Origin of the sequence: Flavobacterium sp. YO12 (assembly GCF_004119495.1) — a bacterium.
In the GTDB taxonomy this organism is placed as follows: Bacteria; Bacteroidota; Bacteroidia; order Flavobacteriales; family Flavobacteriaceae; genus Flavobacterium.
In genome coordinates this window covers 1-22401 of sequence record NZ_NRQU01000047.1, presented here as the reverse complement: position 1 = coordinate 22401, position 22401 = coordinate 1, and the positions used below count along the sequence as shown (strand labels likewise).

The 22401-nt window shown below is 33.2% G+C and carries 15 protein-coding genes; 9 read left to right on the top strand and 6 right to left on the bottom strand.

The genetic code is table 11. From position 1 onward, the window contains the following. Window positions 1-180: 180 nt before the first annotated feature. A complete protein-coding gene (locus BOW55_RS14930; protein ID WP_129024763.1) occupies window positions 181-1467 on the bottom strand; it encodes an anthranilate synthase component I family protein in 1287 nt (428 codons plus the stop codon). 139 nt (window positions 1468-1606) lie between these two features. Between BOW55_RS14930 and BOW55_RS14925 the strand changes: the two genes are divergently transcribed. The 3 genes from BOW55_RS14925 (at window position 1607) to BOW55_RS14915 (ending at window position 4648) form a co-directional block, all read left to right on the top strand. Next, window positions 1607-2815, top strand: coding sequence for a VWA domain-containing protein (locus BOW55_RS14925; protein WP_129024762.1), 1209 nt, complete (start codon window positions 1607-1609; stop codon window positions 2813-2815). Between the two features lie 244 nt (window positions 2816-3059). Next, the gene (locus BOW55_RS14920) at window positions 3060-3434 is read left to right on the top strand and encodes a DoxX family membrane protein (protein WP_129024761.1); all 375 of its coding nucleotides are present in this window, start codon (window positions 3060-3062) and stop codon (window positions 3432-3434) included. Window positions 3435-3994: 560 nt separating this feature from the next. Next, a complete protein-coding gene (locus BOW55_RS14915; RefSeq protein WP_129024760.1) occupies window positions 3995-4648 on the top strand; it encodes a hypothetical protein in 654 nt (217 codons plus the stop codon). A gap of 55 nt (window positions 4649-4703) precedes the next feature. On the opposite strand, the gene lpdA is transcribed toward BOW55_RS14915, so the two are convergent. Beyond that, window positions 4704-6107: a dihydrolipoyl dehydrogenase gene (gene lpdA / locus BOW55_RS14910; RefSeq protein WP_089054597.1), complete on the bottom strand. Its 1404-nt coding sequence runs from the start codon at window positions 6105-6107 to the stop codon at window positions 4704-4706. Window positions 6108-6428: 321 nt separating this feature from the next. Here lpdA and BOW55_RS14905 point away from each other — a divergent pair, with 321 nt between their 5' ends. Beyond that, window positions 6429-7382 carry an SseB family protein gene (locus tag BOW55_RS14905; RefSeq protein WP_241686585.1) on the top strand — a complete coding sequence of 318 codons (954 nt, stop codon included), beginning with the start codon at window positions 6429-6431 and terminating at the stop codon, window positions 7380-7382. 158 nt (window positions 7383-7540) lie between these two features. Here the strand turns inward: BOW55_RS14905 and BOW55_RS14900 are convergent, their stop codons facing one another. Further along, window positions 7541-7999, bottom strand: a complete 459-nt coding sequence (locus tag BOW55_RS14900) for an Lrp/AsnC family transcriptional regulator (RefSeq protein ID WP_089059458.1) — start codon at window positions 7997-7999, stop codon at window positions 7541-7543. Window positions 8000-8269: 270 nt separating this feature from the next. Here BOW55_RS14900 and BOW55_RS14895 point away from each other — a divergent pair, with 270 nt between their 5' ends. Continuing rightward, entirely contained in the window at window positions 8270-9472 is a 1203-nt protein-coding gene (locus BOW55_RS14895) for an aminotransferase class I/II-fold pyridoxal phosphate-dependent enzyme (RefSeq protein WP_129024759.1), read from the top strand. Between the two features lie 165 nt (window positions 9473-9637). On the opposite strand, the gene BOW55_RS14890 is transcribed toward BOW55_RS14895, so the two are convergent. Further along, window positions 9638-10732, bottom strand: coding sequence for a DUF695 domain-containing protein (locus BOW55_RS14890; RefSeq protein WP_129024758.1), 1095 nt, complete (start codon window positions 10730-10732; stop codon window positions 9638-9640). 149 nt (window positions 10733-10881) lie between these two features. Continuing rightward, window positions 10882-12813: an amino acid permease gene (locus BOW55_RS14885; protein ID WP_129024757.1), complete on the bottom strand. Its 1932-nt coding sequence runs from the start codon at window positions 12811-12813 to the stop codon at window positions 10882-10884. Between the two features lie 584 nt (window positions 12814-13397). Between BOW55_RS14885 and BOW55_RS14880 the strand changes: the two genes are divergently transcribed. Continuing rightward, window positions 13398-15557: a DPP IV N-terminal domain-containing protein gene (locus tag BOW55_RS14880; protein ID WP_129024756.1), complete on the top strand. Its 2160-nt coding sequence runs from the start codon at window positions 13398-13400 to the stop codon at window positions 15555-15557. 327 nt (window positions 15558-15884) lie between these two features. On the opposite strand, the gene BOW55_RS14875 is transcribed toward BOW55_RS14880, so the two are convergent. After that, window positions 15885-18791 carry an FAD-binding and (Fe-S)-binding domain-containing protein gene (locus tag BOW55_RS14875; RefSeq protein WP_129024755.1) on the bottom strand — a complete coding sequence of 969 codons (2907 nt, stop codon included), beginning with the start codon at window positions 18789-18791 and terminating at the stop codon, window positions 15885-15887. A 459-nt stretch (window positions 18792-19250) separates the two neighbouring features. On the opposite strand from BOW55_RS14875, the gene BOW55_RS14870 reads away from it, so the two are divergent. The 3 genes from BOW55_RS14870 (at window position 19251) to BOW55_RS14860 (ending at window position 22308) form a co-directional block, all read left to right on the top strand. Next, window positions 19251-19484, top strand: a complete 234-nt coding sequence (locus tag BOW55_RS14870) for a hypothetical protein (protein WP_129024754.1) — start codon at window positions 19251-19253, stop codon at window positions 19482-19484. Between the two features lie 281 nt (window positions 19485-19765). Beyond that, window positions 19766-19978, top strand: coding sequence for a hypothetical protein (locus BOW55_RS14865; RefSeq protein WP_129024753.1), 213 nt, complete (start codon window positions 19766-19768; stop codon window positions 19976-19978). Between the two features lie 209 nt (window positions 19979-20187). Further along, on the top strand, window positions 20188-22308 hold the full coding sequence (locus tag BOW55_RS14860) for a hypothetical protein (RefSeq protein WP_129024752.1): 2121 nt from the start codon (window positions 20188-20190) through the stop codon (window positions 22306-22308). Window positions 22309-22401: the final 93 nt, after the last annotated feature.

Sequence of the window (22401 nt, the reverse complement as noted above, 5' to 3'; positions counted from 1 at the left end):
AAATTAAATTCGATCTATTTTTAAATGAAATGTTAAGCGTGCTATTTCGCCACTCCCGATAGCTATCGGGATAAAAAGATTTACACAGCTTTTTTTAATCATTTTAATCTGTGGCTATATTTTTTCTAAAATTGAAGAAAAAGTAATTAGTGCAAATTCTTGTAATTCGTGGCAATATCTCTATTGCAAAACTTCGTGCATTGCTTTAGCTTTCAACAAACACTCTTCGTATTCTTTTTCAGGTATTGACAGTGATGTTATAGCGCTTCCAACAGAAAAAGAAACATACTTGTTTTCTTGATTGTAAAAAATACTTCTAATGACAACGTTGAAATCAAAATCGCCTTCGGGTGTAAAATAACCAACAGCGCCGCTGTACAAACCACGCTTGGTTTCTTCCAAATTTTCAATAATTTTCATAACTGAAATCTTTGGCGCTCCAGTCATACTTCCCATTGGAAAAGTTGTTTTTAAAACGTCAACGGGTGAATATTGGGCATCTAATTTTGAAGTTATAGTCGAAATCATTTGATGCACTTGCAAAAACGAATATATTTTGCACAACTCCGTCACTTTTACGGAGCCTTTTTGTGCGGTATGTGACAAATCGTTTCGAACCAAATCTGTAATCATAATATTTTCAGCTCGTTCTTTTGCATCAGATTCTAAATACTCTTTTGATTTCTGATCTTCGATTGGATCTGAAAAACGTTTTGAAGTTCCTTTTATCGGCTGAGAAATAATATCCTCTCCCTTTTTTTTAAGGTATCTTTCGGGTGAAGCTGAAAGCAGGTATTGTTTATGATTTTTAAAGAATACTGAAAATGGCGCTTGCGAAATTTCATTTAGTTTTAGAAATTTTTCTAACGGATTTATAACAACATTTTCACTGTAAAATTCCATACAAAAATTCGCTTCATACATATCACCAAGATGAATATGCTGCAGCATTTTATTGACTTTTTCAACATATGACTCTTTAGAAATACGCTGTTCAATTTTTATAGGCACTCCACTTTCGACTTTCGACTTTTGACTTTCGACTATATCCTTAAAATCATCTTCAATTTCATCATCACAAAGGTTTAAATATTGAATTTCGAGCTGATTTTCTTTCAACAAAAATATTTTTTTTGGCTGAAAGAAAAATAAATCAGGAAAGTCTAACCCATCAAAATTATTGGATTTTAAATCTTCAATATCATTTTTTAAATCATAGGAAAGGTAACCAAACAGCCAGTCTTTGGTTGTTTGCTGATATTGTTTTAAATCATCAAACGCATTTTGAAAGTCGGTTTTTAAAGAGGTAAAGGCATCCACTGCCAAAATAAAATCAAAGCTTGAATATTCTTGCGGATACGAATTGCTGTCTAGAAAAACGATCTCACGAAACTGCTGTGACCAGCTCATCAACTGCTGTTTAAATTGCGCTGGATTGGAAATATGTTTATGAATTGAAACTCTCAAAAATGAATAGATTTTTAAATCGCAAAATTACAACAAAAAAAACTAATGTTTAAAAATTATTGGCACGCTTTTTAATACTTCGTTTTTGTAATAATTCACGTGCAATTAACAATCAAAAACTTAATCAATTAAAACTTTTATGAAAACACTTGTAAAATTAAGCACTATATGCTTCTTGGTAATCTTTTTACTTTTTTCCTGCAAAAAGGCAGACAGCACATCATCTGCAGATGTAAAAATTGAGTCGGCAAGCCGAGATGAAGCCGCAGCAACTACAGATGCAAGCGATTCTGAAACTGCAGGTTCGAAAGAGCAGCTCCAAATTCAGGCTGGTCAAATTACTGCAGGAGAATGGAATGATTTAAATAATTGGTCATTCTGGGAATCAATAAGTGAAAACTCTGAGTTTTCAGAAATGCGTAATTATTGGAATTATAACTTAAGAGATCGAATATCTGTGAATATAAAATCTGGTTCAGAAAATGTAGTCGACGTACCTGTATCATTACTTAACTCCGAAAACGAAATCATCTGGACCTCGAGAACAAATAATAAAGGGAATGCTGAATTATGGCCGCTTTTAAAGAACTCTAAAAAAACAGATCCGAAAAATTTAAAAGTAAGAGTCGCGAATGAAACATTCGACAACATTCAGAAATACAGCAAATTAAAAAACAACAATCTATCTCTTAAAAACTATAATAAAAGAGATTCTGAAAAGAAAATAGACATTGCATTTATGGTTGATGCAACGGGTTCCATGGGAGATGAATTAGATTATTTAAAAGAAGAACTATTAGACGTTATCTCAAAAGTAAAACAACAAAACCAAAATGCAAAAATAAACATGGGCGCTGTATTTTACAGAGACAAAGGCGAAGAATATGTAACTAAAGTTTCTGATTTTTCATCTAATATTGATACTACAATCAGCTTTATAAAAGATCAATCTGCTGCGGCAGGAGGAGATTTTCCTGAAGCTGTTGAAACAGCTTTAGAGAAATCAATTAATTCTTTGCAATGGTCAGAAAATGCAATTTCTAGAATACTTTTTTTAGTATTAGATGCTCCGCCGCACTATGACGAACAAATTGTATCTCAAATTCATACTTTGATCGAAACAGCAAGTAAAAAAGGAATCAAAATTATTCCTATTACCGCTAGCGGTATCGACAAAGAAACTGAATTTTTAATGCGTTATATGGCAATTGCAACGAACGGGACTTATGTTTTCATCACCAATGATAGTGGTATTGGTAATGATCACCTTGTAGCATCGGTGGGAGACTATCAAGTAGAATATTTAAATAAATTAATGGAAAGACTGATAAATGAAAGTATAAAATAAAAAACAAGGCAGGTAAAATATCATCAAAAAACAAATAAAACTGTTAAAAAACAGAGATTTAGTACAGAAAAAATCATTATATTTGATATAACATTTCTACTAATCCTAAAACAGGATATTATTGATTGTTATACTCTCACTAAAATGACACTTTAGATAGATTTGCATTTTATTTGGAGAATATTGATTTGCATTTTCAGCATAATAAATTATATCATTTTAACCTTTTAAAATCTTAAGTATTATGAAAATTGCTACTATTATTGTCCGCGTTTTAATCGGCCTGTTATTGCTGTTTGCCTCCATTTCATTTTTCTTTAAGCTGGCTCCGGAGCCAGAAACGACTGGCAACTTTAAGGCGTTTAATATGGGGTTAGTTGCTTCAACGTACTTGCTTCCATTGGCTAAAACAGTTGAATTGCTTTGCGGAATTTCGTTTGTAAGCGGCCGCTTTGTTACTTTAGCAAATATTATGATCCTTCCCATTACCATCAACATCTTGTTTATTAATTATTTTTTAACTCCTGAAAGCCTGCCAATAGCCGGATTACTTTTCTTGGGGAATTTATTCTTAATTTACAGATACTGGGATAATTATAAAGCTGTTTTTACTCCTTGATTCGTTTTTTATCTAAAAAAAATAAACCCGGAAGATTTAAAAACCTTCCGGGTTTATTTTTTCAGCCATTTTTCTTCATGTTTCACTTGAAAGAATACTTATATTTTAAACTTTCGCCGGCTGCAAGTGCAACTTTTAATCTAAAAAATTTATCCTTAATAAAAAGGACCAAAAATGAGACCCTGAGCATACCAACATCGTCCTTTTTGACAAACTTGGCTTTCCCGATGCTTTCTTCCCATTTGTCTTTTTTGACACTATAGTCCTAATTACTGACTTTTATGGTACTTAATCATTCTTAGCATTTACAGCAGTCTTATACAATTCTCCTCAATATTACATTTTGCAGAAATAGAGTATAATGCAATTCTTGGCTTTTACAAAAACACCACAATAAACACATTATCAGAATCATACCTCTAATTTACAAAAATTTCCTGACACTTAATATTTTTTCGACCATTAAAAAGCGTCTAGAATAAATTAAAAAAAAGTTTCTTCTATATAACTAGAATATCCTTACTAAAACCTACATTTGGTATACTAACTAACCTATTTAAATGAAAATCCACCTATTTCTTATTCTCTTATTTTACACTTCTATTTCCAAATCTCAATCTATACAATCTGTTGACTCATTAAACATTGAAATCTGTAAATCATTGATTCAAAATAAAAATTTGAATAATGAAATTAGAGTCAATACTATAAATAATGCCCACATTACTCCTTACCTATCAAAGTTTAAGGACAGCATCATTCAAAAAAAAGTATTTGAGCAAATATTTTTCAGACTGCATAAAAACTGTAACGAATTTGTAGCTCTTTTTCCAAATGAATCAGCAAAAAGCAACTGGTCTATGCAAACTGAGAAACCAATAGAAGACATTTCTAGAGAACAATGCAATAGTTTTGAAAAAGCCGCACAATACTATTATTATGAAAATGACGGCAACAAAGTAGAAGTAACTATAAATGATAATTTATGGATAGAAAAATTCAGTGATGATACTTTTTCAAAACTGTATTTTAAACAAAAAAGTAATTGCGAATTTGAATTAGAGTTTATAGAGAGTAATAATTTATCTCGAAAAAATTTAAGTGTTAAAGGCGACAAATACCTTTACAGAATCTACAATGAAGCTGAAGGCGTTTATAGTGTCTACATGAAAAACAAAGAAACCTATTATACTTTTAAAATAATGAGGCAATAAAAAAACCGTCAAAATTATTTTTTTGACGGTTTAAATATATTTTATACGTAAAAAATTATACGTGTAAAGCTCTATTATCTGTTGCTGCTAATGCCGCTTCTTTTATAGCTTCAGCAAAAGTTGGGTGTGCATGGCTCATTCTTGAAATATCTTCAGCAGAAGCTTTAAATTCCATTGCAGTAACCGCTTCAGCAATTAAATCAGCTGTACGAGCACCGATCATGTGAACTCCTAATACCTCATCTGTTTTTTCGTCAGCAAGGATTTTTACGAATCCGTCTAAATCAGCACTTGCTCTTGCACGTCCTAACGCTTTAAATGGGAAGCTTCCAGATTTGTAAGCTACTCCCGCCGCTTTCAATTGCTCTTCAGTTTGTCCAACTGCAGCAACTTCTGGCCAAGTGTAAACTACACCAGGAATTAAGTTATAATCGATATGCGGTTTTTGACCTGCTAAGATTTCAGCAACCATAGTTCCTTCTTCCTCTGCTTTGTGTGCCAACATTGCTCCACGAACAACATCTCCAATTGCATAAATATTAGGAACGTTTGTTTGTAAATGATCGTTTACTTCAACTTGTCCTCTGTCTGAAATTTTAACTCCAGCTTTATCAGCGTTTAATCCATCTGTATAAGGACGACGACCTACAGAAACTAATGAGTAATCTCCTTCTAGAGTGATTGTTTCTCCTTTTGCATTTTCAGCTTGAACTGTAACAGCATCACCGTTTCTTTCTACTGATTTTACTTTGTGAGAAACGTAGAATTTCATTCCTTGTTTTTTCAACACTTTAGTTAATTCTTTAGAAAGAGAACCATCCATTCCTGGAATAATTCTGTCCATGAATTCTACTACAGAAACCTGAGCTCCTAAACGAAGATAAACTTGTCCAAGCTCAATTCCGATAACTCCACCACCAATAATAACTAAGTGTTTTGGAACTTCTTTTAAAGCCAAAGCTTCAGTAGAAGTGATGATTCTTTCTTTATCAATTTTGATAAATGGTAAAGAAGACGGTTTTGAACCTGTTGCGATTACAGTATATTTTGCTTCAATAGTTTCAGATGTTCCGTCTGCTTTTGCAACTGAAATATGTGTTGCGTCTACAAAAGAACCTAAACCATTAAAAACAGTAATTTTATTTTTATCCATTAAATAGTTCACACCACCTGAAGTTTGATCTACAACGGCTTGTTTACGGGCGATCATTTTCTCTAAATTGATCTTTACATCGCCAGAAACTTCAATTCCGTGATCTGCGAAATGTTTAATTTCTGCATAATGGTGAGAAGAAGCTAATAATGCTTTTGAAGGAATACAACCTACGTTAAGGCAAGTTCCGCCTAATGAATTATATTTTTCTACAATTGCAGTTTTGAAACCTAATTGTGCGCAACGAATTGCTGATACATATCCTCCAGGACCTGAACCTATAATGACTACGTCAAATGAACTCATAGTATTTTGTTTTTATTTTAGCGGTTACAAAATTAAGGAATAAAGTTTTGTTTAAAGTTTAAATTTCAATGTTTTTTATGTGAAATAAAAGGTTTTTATTAATCGTATAGAGTACTACGTATTTTGCTACAAAATAATATTTCAGTCTCGCTAGAAATTTTATCTTTATCAGAAAATATATGGTTCCAGACTTCGTAACCTCGTTAAATGGTAAAACCTTGTAAATAATTTTAAAAGACTCAAAAGATAAAAGATGGGATTATTTGACATATTTAAAAAAAAGAAAACTGAATCAAGATTTCCGGAAAATGAAATAGAAAAATGTTTAATGCAAGCAACATCAAATTTTTCTGCTCAAAAGCAATTTTATCAAAAATTGATGTAGAATCAATGTTTGTATTGACTAGTGAAAAATCTATTTCGGAGGTTGAAAATCAAACTCTGGAAAATGACATAAATGTTCAGTTTGTTATTTTTGAAAACGGACAAATTCCAGTCTTTACATCAATAAATAGAATATTTGACAAAGGAATAATAAAAGAAAAAGTTCCATATCTTAGTATAAAAGGACAAGATTTATTTAAAAGTTTAAATGGAGCAACATTTATACTAAATCCTTACTCAGATTTTGTAAAAGAATTAATTCCAGAAGAAATTGAAACTCTTTTAAATGGCACAATCTATAATAAAATTGACGAACAAGAACTTCAAAATAAAAAATATCAAGAATTCAATGAAATTTTTGAACGTGCAGGAAAAAAGCAAGAAGGGCTAATTCTCTTAGACAGATATAGAAGTAAAAAATTGAATGAATCTGAAAAGCTAAAACTTGAAGAATCTGTAAAAGATTTCAAAAAATGTCTTGAGATAGTTCCTGAACATTGGCAAAGTATGGTATTAATGTCCAAAGCATTGCAAAGACTGGAAAAGCACCAAGATGCTCTTGAGCAATTAGAACTAGCTTTTAAATTGGAACTAGAAAACCATATAATTCCCATGGAAGCTTCACTAGAGGCTATGCACTTAAAAGACCTCAAAAAAGCAATATTTTATTCTGAAGAATCTCTAAAAAGAAATCCTAACGACTTCACTTTATTAGGTAATCATGCAATGAATTTACTTGTTGCTAAAAAAGACCTAGAAGCACAAGAAACAATTTATAAAGCAATTAAATTACAGCCAAATGATTCTATAAATAAAAATATTGAATCAATTATAAAAGACGTAATAGCTGAAAAACGAGAAAGACCAACTTTTGAAGATGTTACTAAATAATAAGCAAACAGTCTACAAAATATTTACTCAATGATTCTCTAAGTTTTTTTCTAAGTATGTTATTAAAACAAAAAAAATGACAAACATAACGCTAAACGCAATGCAGTGCGCCTCTACAAAAAACCTTTGAACCTTTGCTTCTATGAGCCTTTGTTCCTTTAAAAAGAAATCACTGTAGAATTCTTGACCTCACTAATCATAAAAGTACTCTGCGTACTTCCAATATGTTGTAATGAAGTCAGTTTTGTAACCAAAAATTCTCGGTACGCTTCCATATCTTTTACTAGTACTTTCAGTATATAATCATAATCGCCGCTTACGTGATGACATTCTAGAACTTCGTTGAGCTTGATAACTTCGCTTTCGAATTTGGTTAGGAACTCTTTTGTATGCTGAATGAGTTTTAAATGGCAGAAAACTACAAATCCTTTTTCGATTTTAGATTTATCGACTAGAGCGGCGTAGCTTTTAATTATTCCTTCTCTTTCTAACTTTTTGATTCGCTCGTATACTGCCGTTACTGAAAGATTAAGTTTCAAGGATAACTCTTTGTTGGTTTGCTTGCTGTCAGTTTGTAATAAAACTAAAAGCTTTTTATCTACGGCGTCTAAAGTCATGGTTTCAGTTTAATGGTTAGTTGTTGAAATGAAAAAAAATCTATTGAATTACATTTCTTTTATCAAATTTAGATTAAAAATCACAATAAATACATTTTTATAGTTTTAAAAACTAAACACAAAGACAAGCATTGATTAATAATCTAAATAGATCTTATTTTGAACAGAATTTCTTTTGAAAAACGAGTTTTCCAACCCTAATCCAAGCGATAGCACTTCGATTAGGAATGAGCTCCTAAACAAATTCAATTAACAATAAACCATTAACTAATGAAAGACTTTAACCCAGCAGATAAAATACAGGATTTACAATACTTTGGTGAATTTGGAGGCGTAAATCCGTCGATTTCTGATTCTTCAACTTATACTTTTCTTTCGGCTAAAACCATGTTTGATACTTTTGAAGGTAATATGGAAGGCTGCTATTTGTACTCACGTCATTCATCCCCAAGTAATTTGTATTTAGATCAAGCTTTGGCGGCAATGGAAGGAACAGAAACGGCAAATGTTTCGGCTTCGGGAATGGGAGCCATTACGCCTACTCTTTTGCAATTGTGCGGTGCGGGTGACCATATTGTTTCAAGCAGAACGATTTATGGCGGAACTTACGCTTTCTTGAAAAACTTTACACCAAGATTCGGGATTGAAACAAGCTTTGTTGACATTACAAAACTAGATGTTGTAGAGGCTGCTATTACGCCAAAAACGAAAGTTTTGTATTGTGAAACAGTTAGTAACCCATTATTGGAAGTGGCTGATATTGCAGGTTTAGCTAAAATCGCTAAAAAACATAATCTGAAATTGGTGGTTGATAATACGTTTTCACCATTATCTGTTTCGCCAGCAAAATTGGGGGCTGATATTGTTATTCATAGTTTAACGAAATATATTAACGGAAGCAGTGATACTGTTGGCGGCGTGACTTGCGCATCGAAAGAATTTATTAATGCTTTGAAAAATGTAAATTCTGGAGCAAGTATGCTTTTAGGTCCTACAATGGACAGTTTACGTTCTGCGAGTGTGATGAAAAACCTGCGCACACTTCATATCCGAATTAAACAGCACAGTCATAATGCGCATTTTCTTGCGGATCAATTTGAAAAAGACGGTTTGAAAACGGTTTATCCGGGATTAAAAAGTCACCCAAGCCATGAATTATACAAAACAATGATTAACCCTGAATATGGCTTTGGAGGTATGCTGACAATTGACGTTGGTTCTTTGGCGAAAGCCAATGAGTTAATGGAATTAATGCAAGCTCGAAATTTAGGCTATTTGGCGGTAAGTTTAGGCTTTTACAAAACATTATTCAGTGCGCCGGGAACTTCAACTTCAAGTGAAATTCCGTTAGAAGAACAACAAGAAATGGGATTGACAGATGGTTTAATTCGTTTTTCTATCGGATTAGACAACGACATTGAGCGCACTTACGAAATGATGAAGGCCTGCATGATTGAACTTGGGGTTTTATAAATTTGAAACAATTCTTTATAAATAAATTTGCACGATTTTTTTTTAGTTTGTTTGAATCCGCTGGAGATTTTTCTCTATGCGGATTTTTTTTGCTAAAAAACAAATCCAGCAATCTCTGGTAAAAATAAAAAAACCGTTCTGAAAATTTCAGAACGGTTTTCTATCTTAATCTTGTTCAAAATGCTTAAAAGACTGCCAATATTTGTCTTTATACAGCTCGTAACTTATTTTAAAATCGCCGTTGTACTTTTTTATTAACTCGTCTGCCGTCTTTGAAGGATTTCTAAAGTCTTTACAAGCAAAAAAGAGTTCTCTTTTGTTGTTTGCTGTTTCCCTTCCTATATTTAAATATCCCTCAAAATCTGGTAAATAATTTATTATTTCTTCTTCAATTTCTTCTAATCTATTATTGGTTGCTCCGTCTGGTAATCCTCCATTATCACAGTCCTCAAATTCAAGTGCAAGAATAAAAACCCACGGATGCGATGCTTTTTTATCCCATTTTAAAAGAGTTGTATTTATTAAAGCCAATACGATTCCGCCATCTTTACGTTTTCCTTCAAAATTGGTATAACCATCATTTTCTGTGTTATGTCTAATTCCTTCGTATTTCTCGACAAATTCTTTCTCTCTCCAAATCAAATAACCGCTTAATTTTTCAATAGGAATTAACTCTTCTGAAACTTCGCTGTTTCCTATAACTTTTAAATTATCGATTAGTGTAACTGAATGCATTTCGCCCAAATAGTTGTCTAAAAAAATATGAACACCGTTTGTTACAGCAGCCTTTTTTTCTTCGCTGTAATCATCATACACAATCGTTAAATCTATTTCATCTGGATAGCTTTTATGTATGTTAGGATAAAATTTCAAATTGTCTTTATTAAATTCAAAATTCTCATACTTAATCCCTACATCTTTAATATCACAGGCTGGTTTAAGTGCAGTAAATTTCCAACCGTTGATCTTGGGAGCTGTCTCAACCAACTCTTCAATAACATAGATATTTCTTAATGCTCCGTCGGGTGTTAGAATTAACTCAGCTGTTTGATCGTCACTCATTCCTGTCAAAAAATAAATTCCAGAATGAATTTCTTCCAGTTTTGGTGCCAGTTTATCAAAGAAACCTTTATGGATATTTTCTCCGTTTTGAACGATTTTAAAAAACTCTTTTTCCTGTTTTAAAAACCAGTTCCAAAAATCACTGCAGGATTCTATTTTTACTTCTTTTCTACCTAATATATTTTTTAAAAAACTCATTTATAATAAAAACAATTTAAATTTTACGACAGAACAAACCTAAGAAAAAACTTTCGTAAACAGGAGGATATTTTTATAAAAAAGCCATAAAAAAACCGTTTTGAGATTTTTTCAAAAACGGTTTCTATTTATAATTTTCAGCTTTTAATTTATGCTTCTGTTACATTGAGTTTACTATTTTTTCTACTATAAGTAAAGTAAATCAATAATCCTATTAGTAACCAAATTGTAAAATAAATCCAGTTCCAAACACTTAATTCAGCCATCATGTAAAGACAGCAGATTAATCCTAAAAGAGGAATTAAAGACAGGTTTTTTCTAAATGCCCAAACGGCTAATCCAACTAAAACAAAAAGGAAAATCCACATTGGAATTTTATGTTTGAATAAGCTAATTCCTGATTCGTATTTTAAAGAATCTGCAATAGGCATTCCTTTTACAACCTCGGCATATTTTGCATCATCATCTTGATATTGACTTAGTAAATGTTCTAAATCTGCGGTTTCAGTCGTTTTATTATCAACATCAATACTTTCTAAATAATTGAATACTTTTTCAGATTCGCCTTTATTTAAAGAGGTAATAATAGTTGTTGCATCGTTTATTTGTGTCTCATTTGTAATGAAAGCCATTGTATCTTTATTATTAAAAGCAAAAGAATAATACAATCCTGCAATTATTGCCAATGGTAAAATAAACTTTGCGTTGATATAAGGTGTCTTGAATTTTCCTCTAGGAATATCTGTTTTATCTTGTAATACTAAAACTCCTGCACAAACTAATACAAAGGCAAATAAAGTTCCAATACTGCACAAATCAGTCACCATTGTCAGATTCAAAAACAAAGCTGGAACTGCAACCACAAAACCGGTTACGACTGTAGCAAATGATGGTGTTTTGAATTTTGGATGAACTTTGGAGAATTTCTTTGGTAATAAACCATCACGGCTCATACTCATCCAGATACGAGGCTGACCCATTTGAAAAACCAATAAAACACTTGCCATTGCGACTACTGCACTTACTGCAATAATTCCTGACATCCATTTTAAGTCTAATTTTTCGAAAACAAATGCTAATGGATCTCCAACATTTAATTCGTTATAACGAACCATTCCTGTTAAAACTAAAGCAATCGCTATATATAAAATGGTACAAATAATAATTGCCCACATCATACCTCGAGGTAAATCGCGCTGCGGATTTTTGCATTCTTCGGCAGTTGTAGAAATAGCGTCAAACCCAATATAAGCAAAGAAAACTGCTGATACTCCTTTTAATACACCACCAACTCCATTTGGAGCAAACGGATCCCAATTTGCTGTATCTACATAAAATGCTCCTACCGCAATTACTAAAAGAACTACACACAGTTTTACAACTACCATTAAGTTGCTGGCATTACGAGACTCTTTCATTCCTCTATAAACCAAGGCCGTAATCAAAATAATGATAAATAAAGCAGGTATATCAGTTACAAAATGAAATGAACTTATAGTTGGTGCCGTAGTCCAAGCTGTGTGTGCAGCCTGCAATGCGGTACTTAAATTTTCGAATGATTTTCCGCCTCGCATTAAAGCTTCGGCATCTTTAAAACCATTTGAAGCCGTTAAATAATCCATCTGAATCCATTGCGGTAAATGAATCCCGCCGCTCTGGAGAAGTCCCGTAAAATAATCACTCCACGATATGGCGACAGTTATGTTTCCTACGGCATATTCCATGATTAATGCCCAACCAATTATCCAAGCAATAATTTCACCAAATGCAACATATGAGTATGTATAAGCGCTTCCAGAAACTGGAACCATTGAAGCAAATTCAGCATAAGCAAAAGCCGCAAAACTACAGGCTAAAGCAGTAAATAAAAACAGAAAAATAACAGCTGGACCACCATCTGCACTGGCTTTTCCGATGGTGCTAAAAATACCTGCTCCTACAATAGCTGCAATACCAAACGCGGTTAAATCTCTTGTGGTCAAATGCTTTCCTAATGCATCATGACCATCTGATTCGTTCTTTGCAACTTGCTTCAGAATATCTTGTACCGTTTTTTTTCGGAATAAACCTGATAATGCCATATATGGTTTTACTTTTTAAATTAATTTATAGCGGTCTTTATGCTTTTATTTTGCAAATAATGCAATTTTTATCGTGATTTCAAATATATAAAACGATTTTGTTTTCTTCAACAGATAATCAAACAAAATAAACAGGAATAAACTGAATCAAAATAATCATTTAGGTTTTTTCCTAAAAGCAAATACTTACTTAGTAAAGTAAAACTGCTGTTATTGTAAAAATGACTTGTTTCTATTACAAATTAGTACACTTTTGTTCAACTGCTTCCATTTTATTTTCATCTTAAAAACGGTCACAAGTTAAAAACAATAATATATTAACCTAAAATAAGATAATATTCGCTTACTAAATAGTAATATAGTACCAATTTGTAAATTAAGGCTACACTATTTTTATCCAAATATATTTCAGTCTAAAAATTTAAAATAATGTCGTTTCTATTCTTTCCTTTCTTTCGTTAATTGTCTTAAAAAGAGATCAAAATTTCAATACCATTTATAAGTTAATTCCTAAACAAACGAAATACTTATTATATTTACTCCTTCAAAATGCAATACTATAACAAACTAAAAACACCTATATAATGAAGAAACATTTGTTACTCTTTCTATTAATCTGCTCCAGCGTTTTTGCGCAAGAAGATATTGATATTAATCAACTCAATTGGCTGCCAAACTCACACTCTTTTTGGGTGAATTCTCAAGATAATATAGAGGTTTATGACGTTGATAAACTAAATCAAAAGAAAACTATTTTAACTGATGATCAATTAAAAAAATCTGGTTTTGCAGGAGAAATTGAAGATTTGGTTTGGAATGAAAACAAAACAAAAGTGTTAGTTTTCACCAATTCGAAAAAAGTCTGGAGAGCCAATACCAAAGGAGATTTTTGGTATTTTGATTTAACAACTGGAAAAGGAAGACAACTGGGAACAAGCTTAGAAAAGTCGTCATTGATGTTTGCTAAGTTTTCTAATGATAACGAAAATGTAGCCTATGTTTCGCAGCATAATATTTATCTGGAAAATTTAAACTCTGGAAAAATAACTCCTTTGACAACAGACGGAACTGATAAAATCATAAACGGTACTTTTGACTGGGTTTATGAGGAAGAACTTGCTGCTCGTGATGGTTTTAGATGGAGTCCTGATGGAAAAAGCATTTCATTTTGGCGTGTAGATGCTTCAAAAACGAAGTTTCATTTAATGATCAATAATACTGATGCTCTTTATCCGTTTACGATTCCAGTAGAATATCCTAAAGCTGGAGAAAAACCTTCATCTGTAAAAATTGGTGTAATTGATATTACTTCTTTACAAACAAACTGGCTTAATATTCCAGGCGAGCCTGATAATAATTATTTAGTTCGAATGGAATGGATCAGCAATCAAAATGTAATGGCTATTCAATTAAATAGAAATCAAAACCAAGCTTCTATTTATAAATGTGATACTAAATCTGGAACGGCGAATTTGATCTATCAGGAAAAATCAGATTCTTGGATTGATGTATTTGATATTTCTTCAGGAGAATATGATGTTTTTCCGTGTCAGTTTGTAGATAATGGAAAATCGTTTCTTTGGAGTTCAGATGCTGACGGCTGGATGCATATTTACAAAATCAGCAGCGACGGCAAAAAGAAAGAACTTGTTACAACTGAAAATTTTGATGCTTACTACAAAGCTTACAATCAAGAAACGAAATCTGTTTATTTTATTGCCAGCCCAAAAGACGCAACACAACGTTATTTGTACGAAACTAATTTAAACACAAAGAAAACAAAACGCGTCACTCCTCAAGAGTTTGAGGGAACAAATGAGTACAGTTTTTCGACTGATGCTAAATATGCTAAACACGTAAATTCGAATATCAATCGCGATTACAACAAGCGTTTGGTTGCTTTATCTGGTCACAAAAAAATACTTCCGACTGCTGCAGATTCATTCTCGGCACCAAGACGTAATTATTCATTAGAGAAATTTAAAGTTACAACTGTTGACGGAATCGAAATAGATGGCGTTATGGCAAAACCTTTGAATTTTGATGCTTCTAAAAAATATCCTGTATTTTTTTATGTCTATGGCGAACCAATGGCGTCTGTTGCAAACGATGAGCCGTATTTTTATCCCTTTATTGCTTCTTTAATTCCTGAAGGATATATTGGAATTGCAATGGATAACCGCGGAACTCCTGTATTGAAAGGTACAAAATGGAGAAAATCAATTTACAAAAACATTGGAATTATCAATACGCACGATCAAGCTATGGCTGCTAAAGAAGTTTTGAAATGGAACTTTATTGATTCTGACAGAGTTGCTATTCATGGATGGAGCGGCGGCGGCGCTGTAACTTTGAATTTGATGTTTCAGTTTCCTGAAATTTACAAAACAGGAATTGCGATCGCAGCGGTTACAGATCAGCATTTTTACGACAATATTTATACGGAAAGGTATATGGGCTTGCCAAGTGAAAACGAAGCAACTTACATAAAAGCTTCGCCTGTAACTCATGCTAAAAATCTGAAAGGGAATTTATTATACATTCATGGAACGGGCGACGATAATGTACATTATAAAAATGCCGAGGTTCTGATTAATGAATTGGTAAAATATGATAAAATGTTCGATTTGATGATTTATCCAAATCGTTCACACAGCATATACGAGGGAGAAGGAACTACAAAACATCTTGCCGATACATTTACAAAATACATCAAAGAGCATTGCCCTCCTGGTGCTAAATAATTTACAAGAATTTAAACTTGTCATTTTTAAGCCCTGTTATTTTTCGGAATAATGGGGCTTAGTCGTTTTAATAGATTACACTTTTTTGCCACAGATTAAAGGATTAAAAAGGATTTTTTCACGCAGATTTGGCAGATTAAGCAGATTTTTTTAAAACTTTAGAAATAGTAAAATCTGCATAGATCTGCTTAAATCTTTTTAAATCTGCGTGAAAACTATTTAAACACAGATTAAAAAAAATCCTTTTAATCCCTTAATCTGTGGCTAAACTTTTTTTATCCGTTCACGTAATTCTTTGCGCCAGATAGCTTGGGATTGCGCCCCCCCCTACTTCAAGCAATTTCTCAATATACTAACTGGATGCTGTGCTTCGCGTTTTGTGCCATCATAAATTTGATGACGACAGCTTGTTCCTGCCGCGGCAATTTTTACATTTTCGGCAGTATTGCGCACTTTTGGAAACAAAGTATCTTCGCCCATTTGCATACTCACTTTATAATGCTCTTTTTCATATCCAAAAGAACCCGCCATTCCGCAGCAGCCCGAATTGTAAATCGTTACTGTATTATTTTTAGGTAAATTCAGCATGGCAAAAGTGGCTTCAACAGAACTTAAAGACTTTTGATGACAATGTCCGTGAATCTTAATTTCTTTTGTTTCTTCAGAAAATGAGTCTGGTCTTATTTTTCCGTCGATTATTTCTTTCTTGAAGAATTCCTCGATTGTAAAGGCATTTTGCGAAATTCGTTCCGCATTTTCTTTATCCGATGCCAATCGCAAATACTCATCTCTAAAAGTTAAAATTGCCGAAGGTTCTATTCCTATTAAAGGGGTATTGCTCGAAATTAAATCCTTGAAAATATTGATATTTATATCGGTTATCTTTTTGGCTTCTTCCAAGAATCCTTTCGAAAGATACGTTCTTCCGCTTTCTTCGTGATTGGTAATTAAAACCTCATAACCCAATTTTGTCAACAATTCAAAAGCATCAATCCCGATATTTACGTCGTAATAATTGGTAAATTCATCAACGAATAAATACAATTTTCCGTTTGGAAAATCGGTGTTTTTCGATTTGCTATTTTCATACCATTTTCTGAAAGTCTTTTTTGCCAAAAGCGGCACTTGTCTTTCTGGCGCAATTCCCATTGATTTTTTAACCAATGATTGATTCGAAATAAAATTCGTGATCGACGGAAACAAACTTCCCATTTTGTTCAGTTTTGCATTGTTGGCAAAAATCTTACTTCTCGTTGAAAATCCGTTTGCTTTTTGATATTGGTATAAAAATTCCGCTTTAAGAGTTGCAACGTCAACATTACTCGGACATTCGCTCGCGCAGGCTTTACAGCTTACACACAACTCAAAAACTTCGTATAATTCTTTCTGATCAAATTTATTTTCCTTTTCAGAATACGTCAAATATTCACGTAAAGCATTTGCTCTTGCACGAGTTGTCTCTTTTTCGTTTCTAGTCGCTCGATAACTCGGACACATTGCTCCTCCTGCCGACGGCATTTTTCGGCAATCGCCAGAACCGTTGCATTTTTCGGCAGCACGCAAAATCCCTAAACTGTCTGAAAAATCCTGAAACGTTTTAATATCTGGTTCTACTCTGCCCGAAATTACTCGATGGTTTTCATCCATTTTCAAAGCGTTGACAATCTTTCCGATATTAAAAACCGAATTCGGGTCAAACGCTAATTTGATTCTTTTCAGCAATTCGTAATTTTTATCGCCAATCATAAATGGAATAAACTCTCCACGTACAATTCCGTCACCGTGTTCTCCGCTTAGCGAACCCCTGTATTTTTTTACCAAATGCGCCACGTCGGTCGCAATAGTTCTGAATAATTTTAGGTCAGATGTTTTCTTTAAATTCAAAACCGGACGCAAATGCAATTCTCCCGCACCAGCATGCGCATAGTAAATCGCTTCCTGTCCGTGACGCAGCATCATTGCCGAAAACTCCGCAATATAAGCTGGCAAATCGCTTAATTCTACAGCTGTATCTTCTATAGAATCGGCAGCTTTGTTGTCGCCAACAATACTTCCTAATAATCCTAATCCTGCTTTTCTAAGTTCGTTGGCTTTATCAATATCGGCACCATAAATTTTTACGAGTGCGTACCCAAAATTGTGTTTTTCTAAATCGGCAATTAAAGCATTTGCTTGATTTTCGGCATCTTCAAGCGTGTGTGATGCCACTTCAAAAAGCATAATCGCTTTTGGTTCACCAATTAAAAAGAATCTGTTTTTAATATGTTCGCGATTCGTTTTCGTACAATCTAAAATCGTGTCGTCGATCATTTCGCAAGTGTACAAATGATGTTTCATTGCCACCACAACAGATTCCAGCGATTCCTGAATCGTATGATAATGCCCCACAACCATAATGCTGTGAGGTGGCGGCAAATCGTCCACTTTTAAAGTGATTTCGGTTGTAAAAGCCAGTGTTCCTTCGCTTCCGCAAAGTAGTTTTCCTAAGTTTATTGTAGGCTCAGTTCCGCCAAATATTTCTGATTTTAGCAAAATATCAACGGCGTAACCTGTATTTCGTCTGTGAATCTCAGGTTTCGGAAACTCTTTTATAATTTCTTCCTGATTTTCTTTTACCGAAAGTTCGTCGTAAACACTTTTGTAAATTTTATTTTCTAAAGAATCGCCTTTGGTTTTCTCCATAAATTCTGCCGAAGTCAATTCGCCAAAAGTCACTTCAGATCCATCGCTTAAAATCGTTTTAACGGCAGCAATTTTGTCACGTGTAACACCATAACGAATCGAAGTTGTTCCTGATGAATTATTTCCAACCATTCCGCCAATCATCGCTCGATTTGAAGTTGATGTAATTGGCGCAAAGAAAACACCGTATGGTTTCAAATACAAATTCAACTCATCACGAATCACTCCAGGCTGAACGGTAACTGTTTTTTTATCAGCATCATAACCTAAAATTTTAGTGAAATATTTCGATACATCAACCACAATTCCATCTCCTACTGCCTGCCCTGCCAAAGAAGTTCCCGCAGTTCTTGGTGTAACCGAAATATTATGCTGAGCTGCAAAGCGAATTAACTTGCTAATATCTGCCGTAGTTTTTGGCAAAGCCACCGCATTTGGACGAATCCTATACACCGAAGCATCTGTAGAATATAGTGTTTTATAAAGATCATCATATAAAAGTGTACCTTCTAATGATGCTGCTAGTTCTTGTAACTCTTTATTTATCGACATTATTGCTTTCTTTTTGAGTTACAAAAATAGGTATTTTTTTAAGGTTCAAAGAGGCATAGTAACAAAGGTTCTGAGGTTTTCTTTGCTATTGTTTTTGAAATTGGAATTTGGGGTTTTAACTCGATTGTCGATCTGAGCGTACAGTGCAAAATTCTCTAATCTTGTCATTTCGAGGAACGAGAAATCACACTCGTAAATCGAGAAAGATTGGCGATCTTCTTTGTGGAGTTTCTAGTGTGATTTCTCGTTCCTCGAAATGACAAATTTCTTGAAAATCTCATTGATTTTTACTGCAACAAAACATATTGTTTTTTAAAATATAAAATATAATATTTTTCTTACTTTAAAATGTTTTTTTGATATCTTTACAATCCTAAACACAAAGAATAAACTAATATAAACTTACCCAGATAAAGTGAACATTAAACTTTAAAAGGTATTATTCTCAATTTTAGGACTATGCTTAACAACAATCTTTCCACAGAAACCCAAATCAGGCTTTTGAATTTTTTCAATGACAGAATTGAACCTGAAGAAATGGCTAAAACACTAAGGCAGGTAAATTTTACACTTGCATTAGGCGTTATGAGCGAACACGAAGAACTTCAAAACGAAATAGCCAAATTAAGAGACGGTTTATACTGGCTCAATGAATTAGCAGAAACTTTAAATCCTTATTTGGATTTGGGGTAGAGATTTAATTAACTTAAAAACAGAAAGCCTCGATTTTATAAATCGAGGCTTTTTTATTGCTATTTATTCAGATATTGATACCTCCTGTCCTTCAAATCTTTTGCTCCAGTCAGAATAGTTATCACGGGTGGGCAAAAAGTTTTCCCTCCCATTAGAACTTAGTAAATCACTTCTAAATTAAGATTTTTTATTAAAGTTAAAAAATGTAAGAATTTTATATCTTTTAATAAAAATAATTATATTCGCAAAATACAAGATTTTACTTACTTTAAAAATATAAAATGTCAGATTTTAAAATAATTGGAAATCCTAATCCCGTTGTAGGAGTTGAAGAGTTTTACAGAGTAGGTGATGCTATTCCTTCGGTGCTGCCTTATCAAAATACTGCATCTGCAGGCACTGCTAATTTTGAACTTCCTGTAAAATGGGAAGTGTATGTGCTGGAAAACAGAAGATGGCGTAAAACAAAGAAAATGATAAAACGGGAAATCTAGTAACTTATAAGTTTCGTCACGGAAGCTTAACCAGAGCAGGAATTCGGATTGCAGCAATAAAAGGAGATGAAACAGCCTGGCTCGATATAAAACCTATTCCATCTAAACCAAAAATTGATGATGTAAGATTATTAGATAAAAGCGGAAAAAAAATAGAAGGACGTTTATCTTACGGACAAACGGTTAAAGCACGTGTGCACTGTCTGCATATGGAGAAACGCAGAATATATGTTACGCTTTGGGAAGATGATGTAAAGGGTGCGGGTCATAATAAGGCTAATGAAACAAACTTTATTGAAACAAAATCTGGAATTGTAAGAGATGGGATTGCAGATATTGATTTTTTATTAAAGCCGAGCTTTGCAAAAATTGCAACGAAAAATGGTCCAGAAAATGACAACGTTCACGAATATTATGTCACTGCGCAGTTAGATCAGGAAAAAGTGCCAAGTAATAACGTAAATGTCAATGCACCCGAAGCGCCAACAGCACCTTACAAAGCTAAGACAACTCCTAAAAAAGAGCCTGTTAAAAGTAATGTGCCTGTACAGCAGCCCAAAACAAAAACATCTGAAACTCCTAAAGCTGTAAAAAGCAAAATCAATTCAGTGAATCTTACTGACACCGCTGGGCATAAAATAAAAGGTAAGTTTAAAGAAAAACAAATTAAAGTTTGGATAAATTCAACGGGGTTAGTTGGAAAAGAAGTTCGTCTTAAATTGTACGATGAAGATTTGGTTAGCAATGATCTTCTTTTTACTCATAACTTCACTATACAGTCAGATCTTCATGCAATAGTTGTATCATTAGACTCAATACCTAGAAGTCTAGGCGGAGATAATTGGGCAGAAGGAAACGAGCAGGAACTATTTGCTGAAATCGAAGTTCTGCAGACACATGACTTTAGTAAAAGCGCAGTTGTTAATGTTGATACCAAAGTTTTTAAACCAGATCCTGTGGAAAAAACAAATAAGGTTTTTAAGATTGGTGATGCTAAGGATGTTAAGAAGGGGGAAAAAGGTGCTTGTGCATGTAAAGAAAATAATTTTTACTGGAGCAATAAATTAACTTGTGACGAACGTAAAAAAGTTCTGGAAGTTTGTGCGAATATTTGGGGAGAAGATAAAAAGAAAGACAAAGCGAGTGAATTGATGGCTATCATGCACCTTGAAACTATTAATACTTTTTCTGCTTCAAAAAAAGGAGTTAGTGCAAAGGGTACTAAATATGTTGGTTTAATACAATTTAGTGCTACAACAGCTCAAAGTATAGGAACTACTTATGAAGCATTAGAGAAAATGACGTTCATAAAGCAGATGGACTACGTTGAAAAATACCTTAAGCAAAACAAAGATAAAATGAAGACTATTGTAGATTTTTATCTTCAGGTTATAAAACCTGCAGATGTCGGTAAAGGAGATCAGCCAGATTATGCCGTTTTTGATGAAAGTATAAGTGTACCTGACGGGGATGGAAGTAGTACTAGTAAAAAACAAAGAGATATAAACATCACAATAGAACCATGGGTTACAAAATACGGGTATGCTTCAAATCCAACTTTTATGACAGAAAAAGATGAAAAGGTAAAAAGGAAAAGATGGGTTTATACTAGACAAGTGTTTGAAGAACGATATGGTACTATAGGAGGAAAAACTACAATCAAAGAGATAGATTATGTCTTGCGGAATAAACATTATATACCTGGAGCAAAACAACTATTCACTGGTAATTGCGACGACACTATAGATGAAAAAATAGAAACAAAAGGAGAATTAGCCCCGTGGATGAAAGTAGCTTGGGAGGAATATGAAAAATACAAAGGAATAAAAGAAGAAGATAGCCCCTTAAAAGAAAAAATAAAAGAATACTTTAAAGAAACAGGGTATAATAGCGATTATAAGGATGCGTGGTGTGCTTCTTTTGTAAATTGGTGTTTTAATTATACGGAGAACTATAAAGACACAAATTCTAAAGGAGCGATGGGAGCTAGAGATTGGGGGCCAGAAGGTAATTCCTATATTGCTGGCTCAGGTAAAGATGGATGGCCAAATGGAGAAATAACAGATGCGTTTGTTGGTGCAGTCGCTGTAATAAAAAGTCATTCACATGTTGTATTTATTATTGGTGTAAATGCAAAAGGAGATTATGTGAATTTAGGAGGAAATCAAGGCTCTAAAATTTCCGGAGGTCAAAAAATTTGTATGGGATCTATGCCAAAAAGTGATGTATTATATATTATGAAACCAAAAAAATATGCTGTGCAAGATGAAGAAAAGAAGCTTCCTCTTTATGATGTAGATGCAATAAATAATAGTAAATCAACCAGATAAAAAATGAAAATAATTTTAATTAACTCTAATGTTTTGCATGTTTTCATGTAATAATAAACAAAATGATTCTCTAATTAATAATACTAGAAATAA

Coding starts and splice junctions, on each gene's coding strand:
- BOW55_RS14890 (WP_129024758.1), bottom strand. CDS start 10,732: ATGAGTTTTTTAAAAAATATATTAGGTAGAAAAGAAGTAAAAATAGAA.
- lpdA (WP_089054597.1), bottom strand. CDS start 6,107: ATGAGTTCATTTGACGTAGTCATTATAGGTTCAGGTCCTGGAGGATAT.
- BOW55_RS14920 (WP_129024761.1), top strand. CDS start 3,060: ATGAAAATTGCTACTATTATTGTCCGCGTTTTAATCGGCCTGTTATTG.
- BOW55_RS14880 (WP_129024756.1), top strand. CDS start 13,398: ATGAAGAAACATTTGTTACTCTTTCTATTAATCTGCTCCAGCGTTTTT.
- BOW55_RS14885 (WP_129024757.1), bottom strand. CDS start 12,813: ATGGCATTATCAGGTTTATTCCGAAAAAAAACGGTACAAGATATTCTG.
- BOW55_RS14860 (WP_129024752.1), top strand. CDS start 20,188: ATGGAGAAACGCAGAATATATGTTACGCTTTGGGAAGATGATGTAAAG.
- BOW55_RS14900 (WP_089059458.1), bottom strand. CDS start 7,999: ATGACTTTAGACGCCGTAGATAAAAAGCTTTTAGTTTTATTACAAACT.
- BOW55_RS14865 (WP_129024753.1), top strand. CDS start 19,766: ATGTCAGATTTTAAAATAATTGGAAATCCTAATCCCGTTGTAGGAGTT.
- BOW55_RS14870 (WP_129024754.1), top strand. CDS start 19,251: ATGCTTAACAACAATCTTTCCACAGAAACCCAAATCAGGCTTTTGAAT.
- BOW55_RS14925 (WP_129024762.1), top strand. CDS start 1,607: ATGAAAACACTTGTAAAATTAAGCACTATATGCTTCTTGGTAATCTTT.
- BOW55_RS14915 (WP_129024760.1), top strand. CDS start 3,995: ATGAAAATCCACCTATTTCTTATTCTCTTATTTTACACTTCTATTTCC.
- BOW55_RS14895 (WP_129024759.1), top strand. CDS start 8,270: ATGAAAGACTTTAACCCAGCAGATAAAATACAGGATTTACAATACTTT.
- BOW55_RS14875 (WP_129024755.1), bottom strand. CDS start 18,791: ATGTCGATAAATAAAGAGTTACAAGAACTAGCAGCATCATTAGAAGGT.
- BOW55_RS14905 (WP_241686585.1), top strand. CDS start 6,429: ATGTTTAATGCAAGCAACATCAAATTTTTCTGCTCAAAAGCAATTTTA.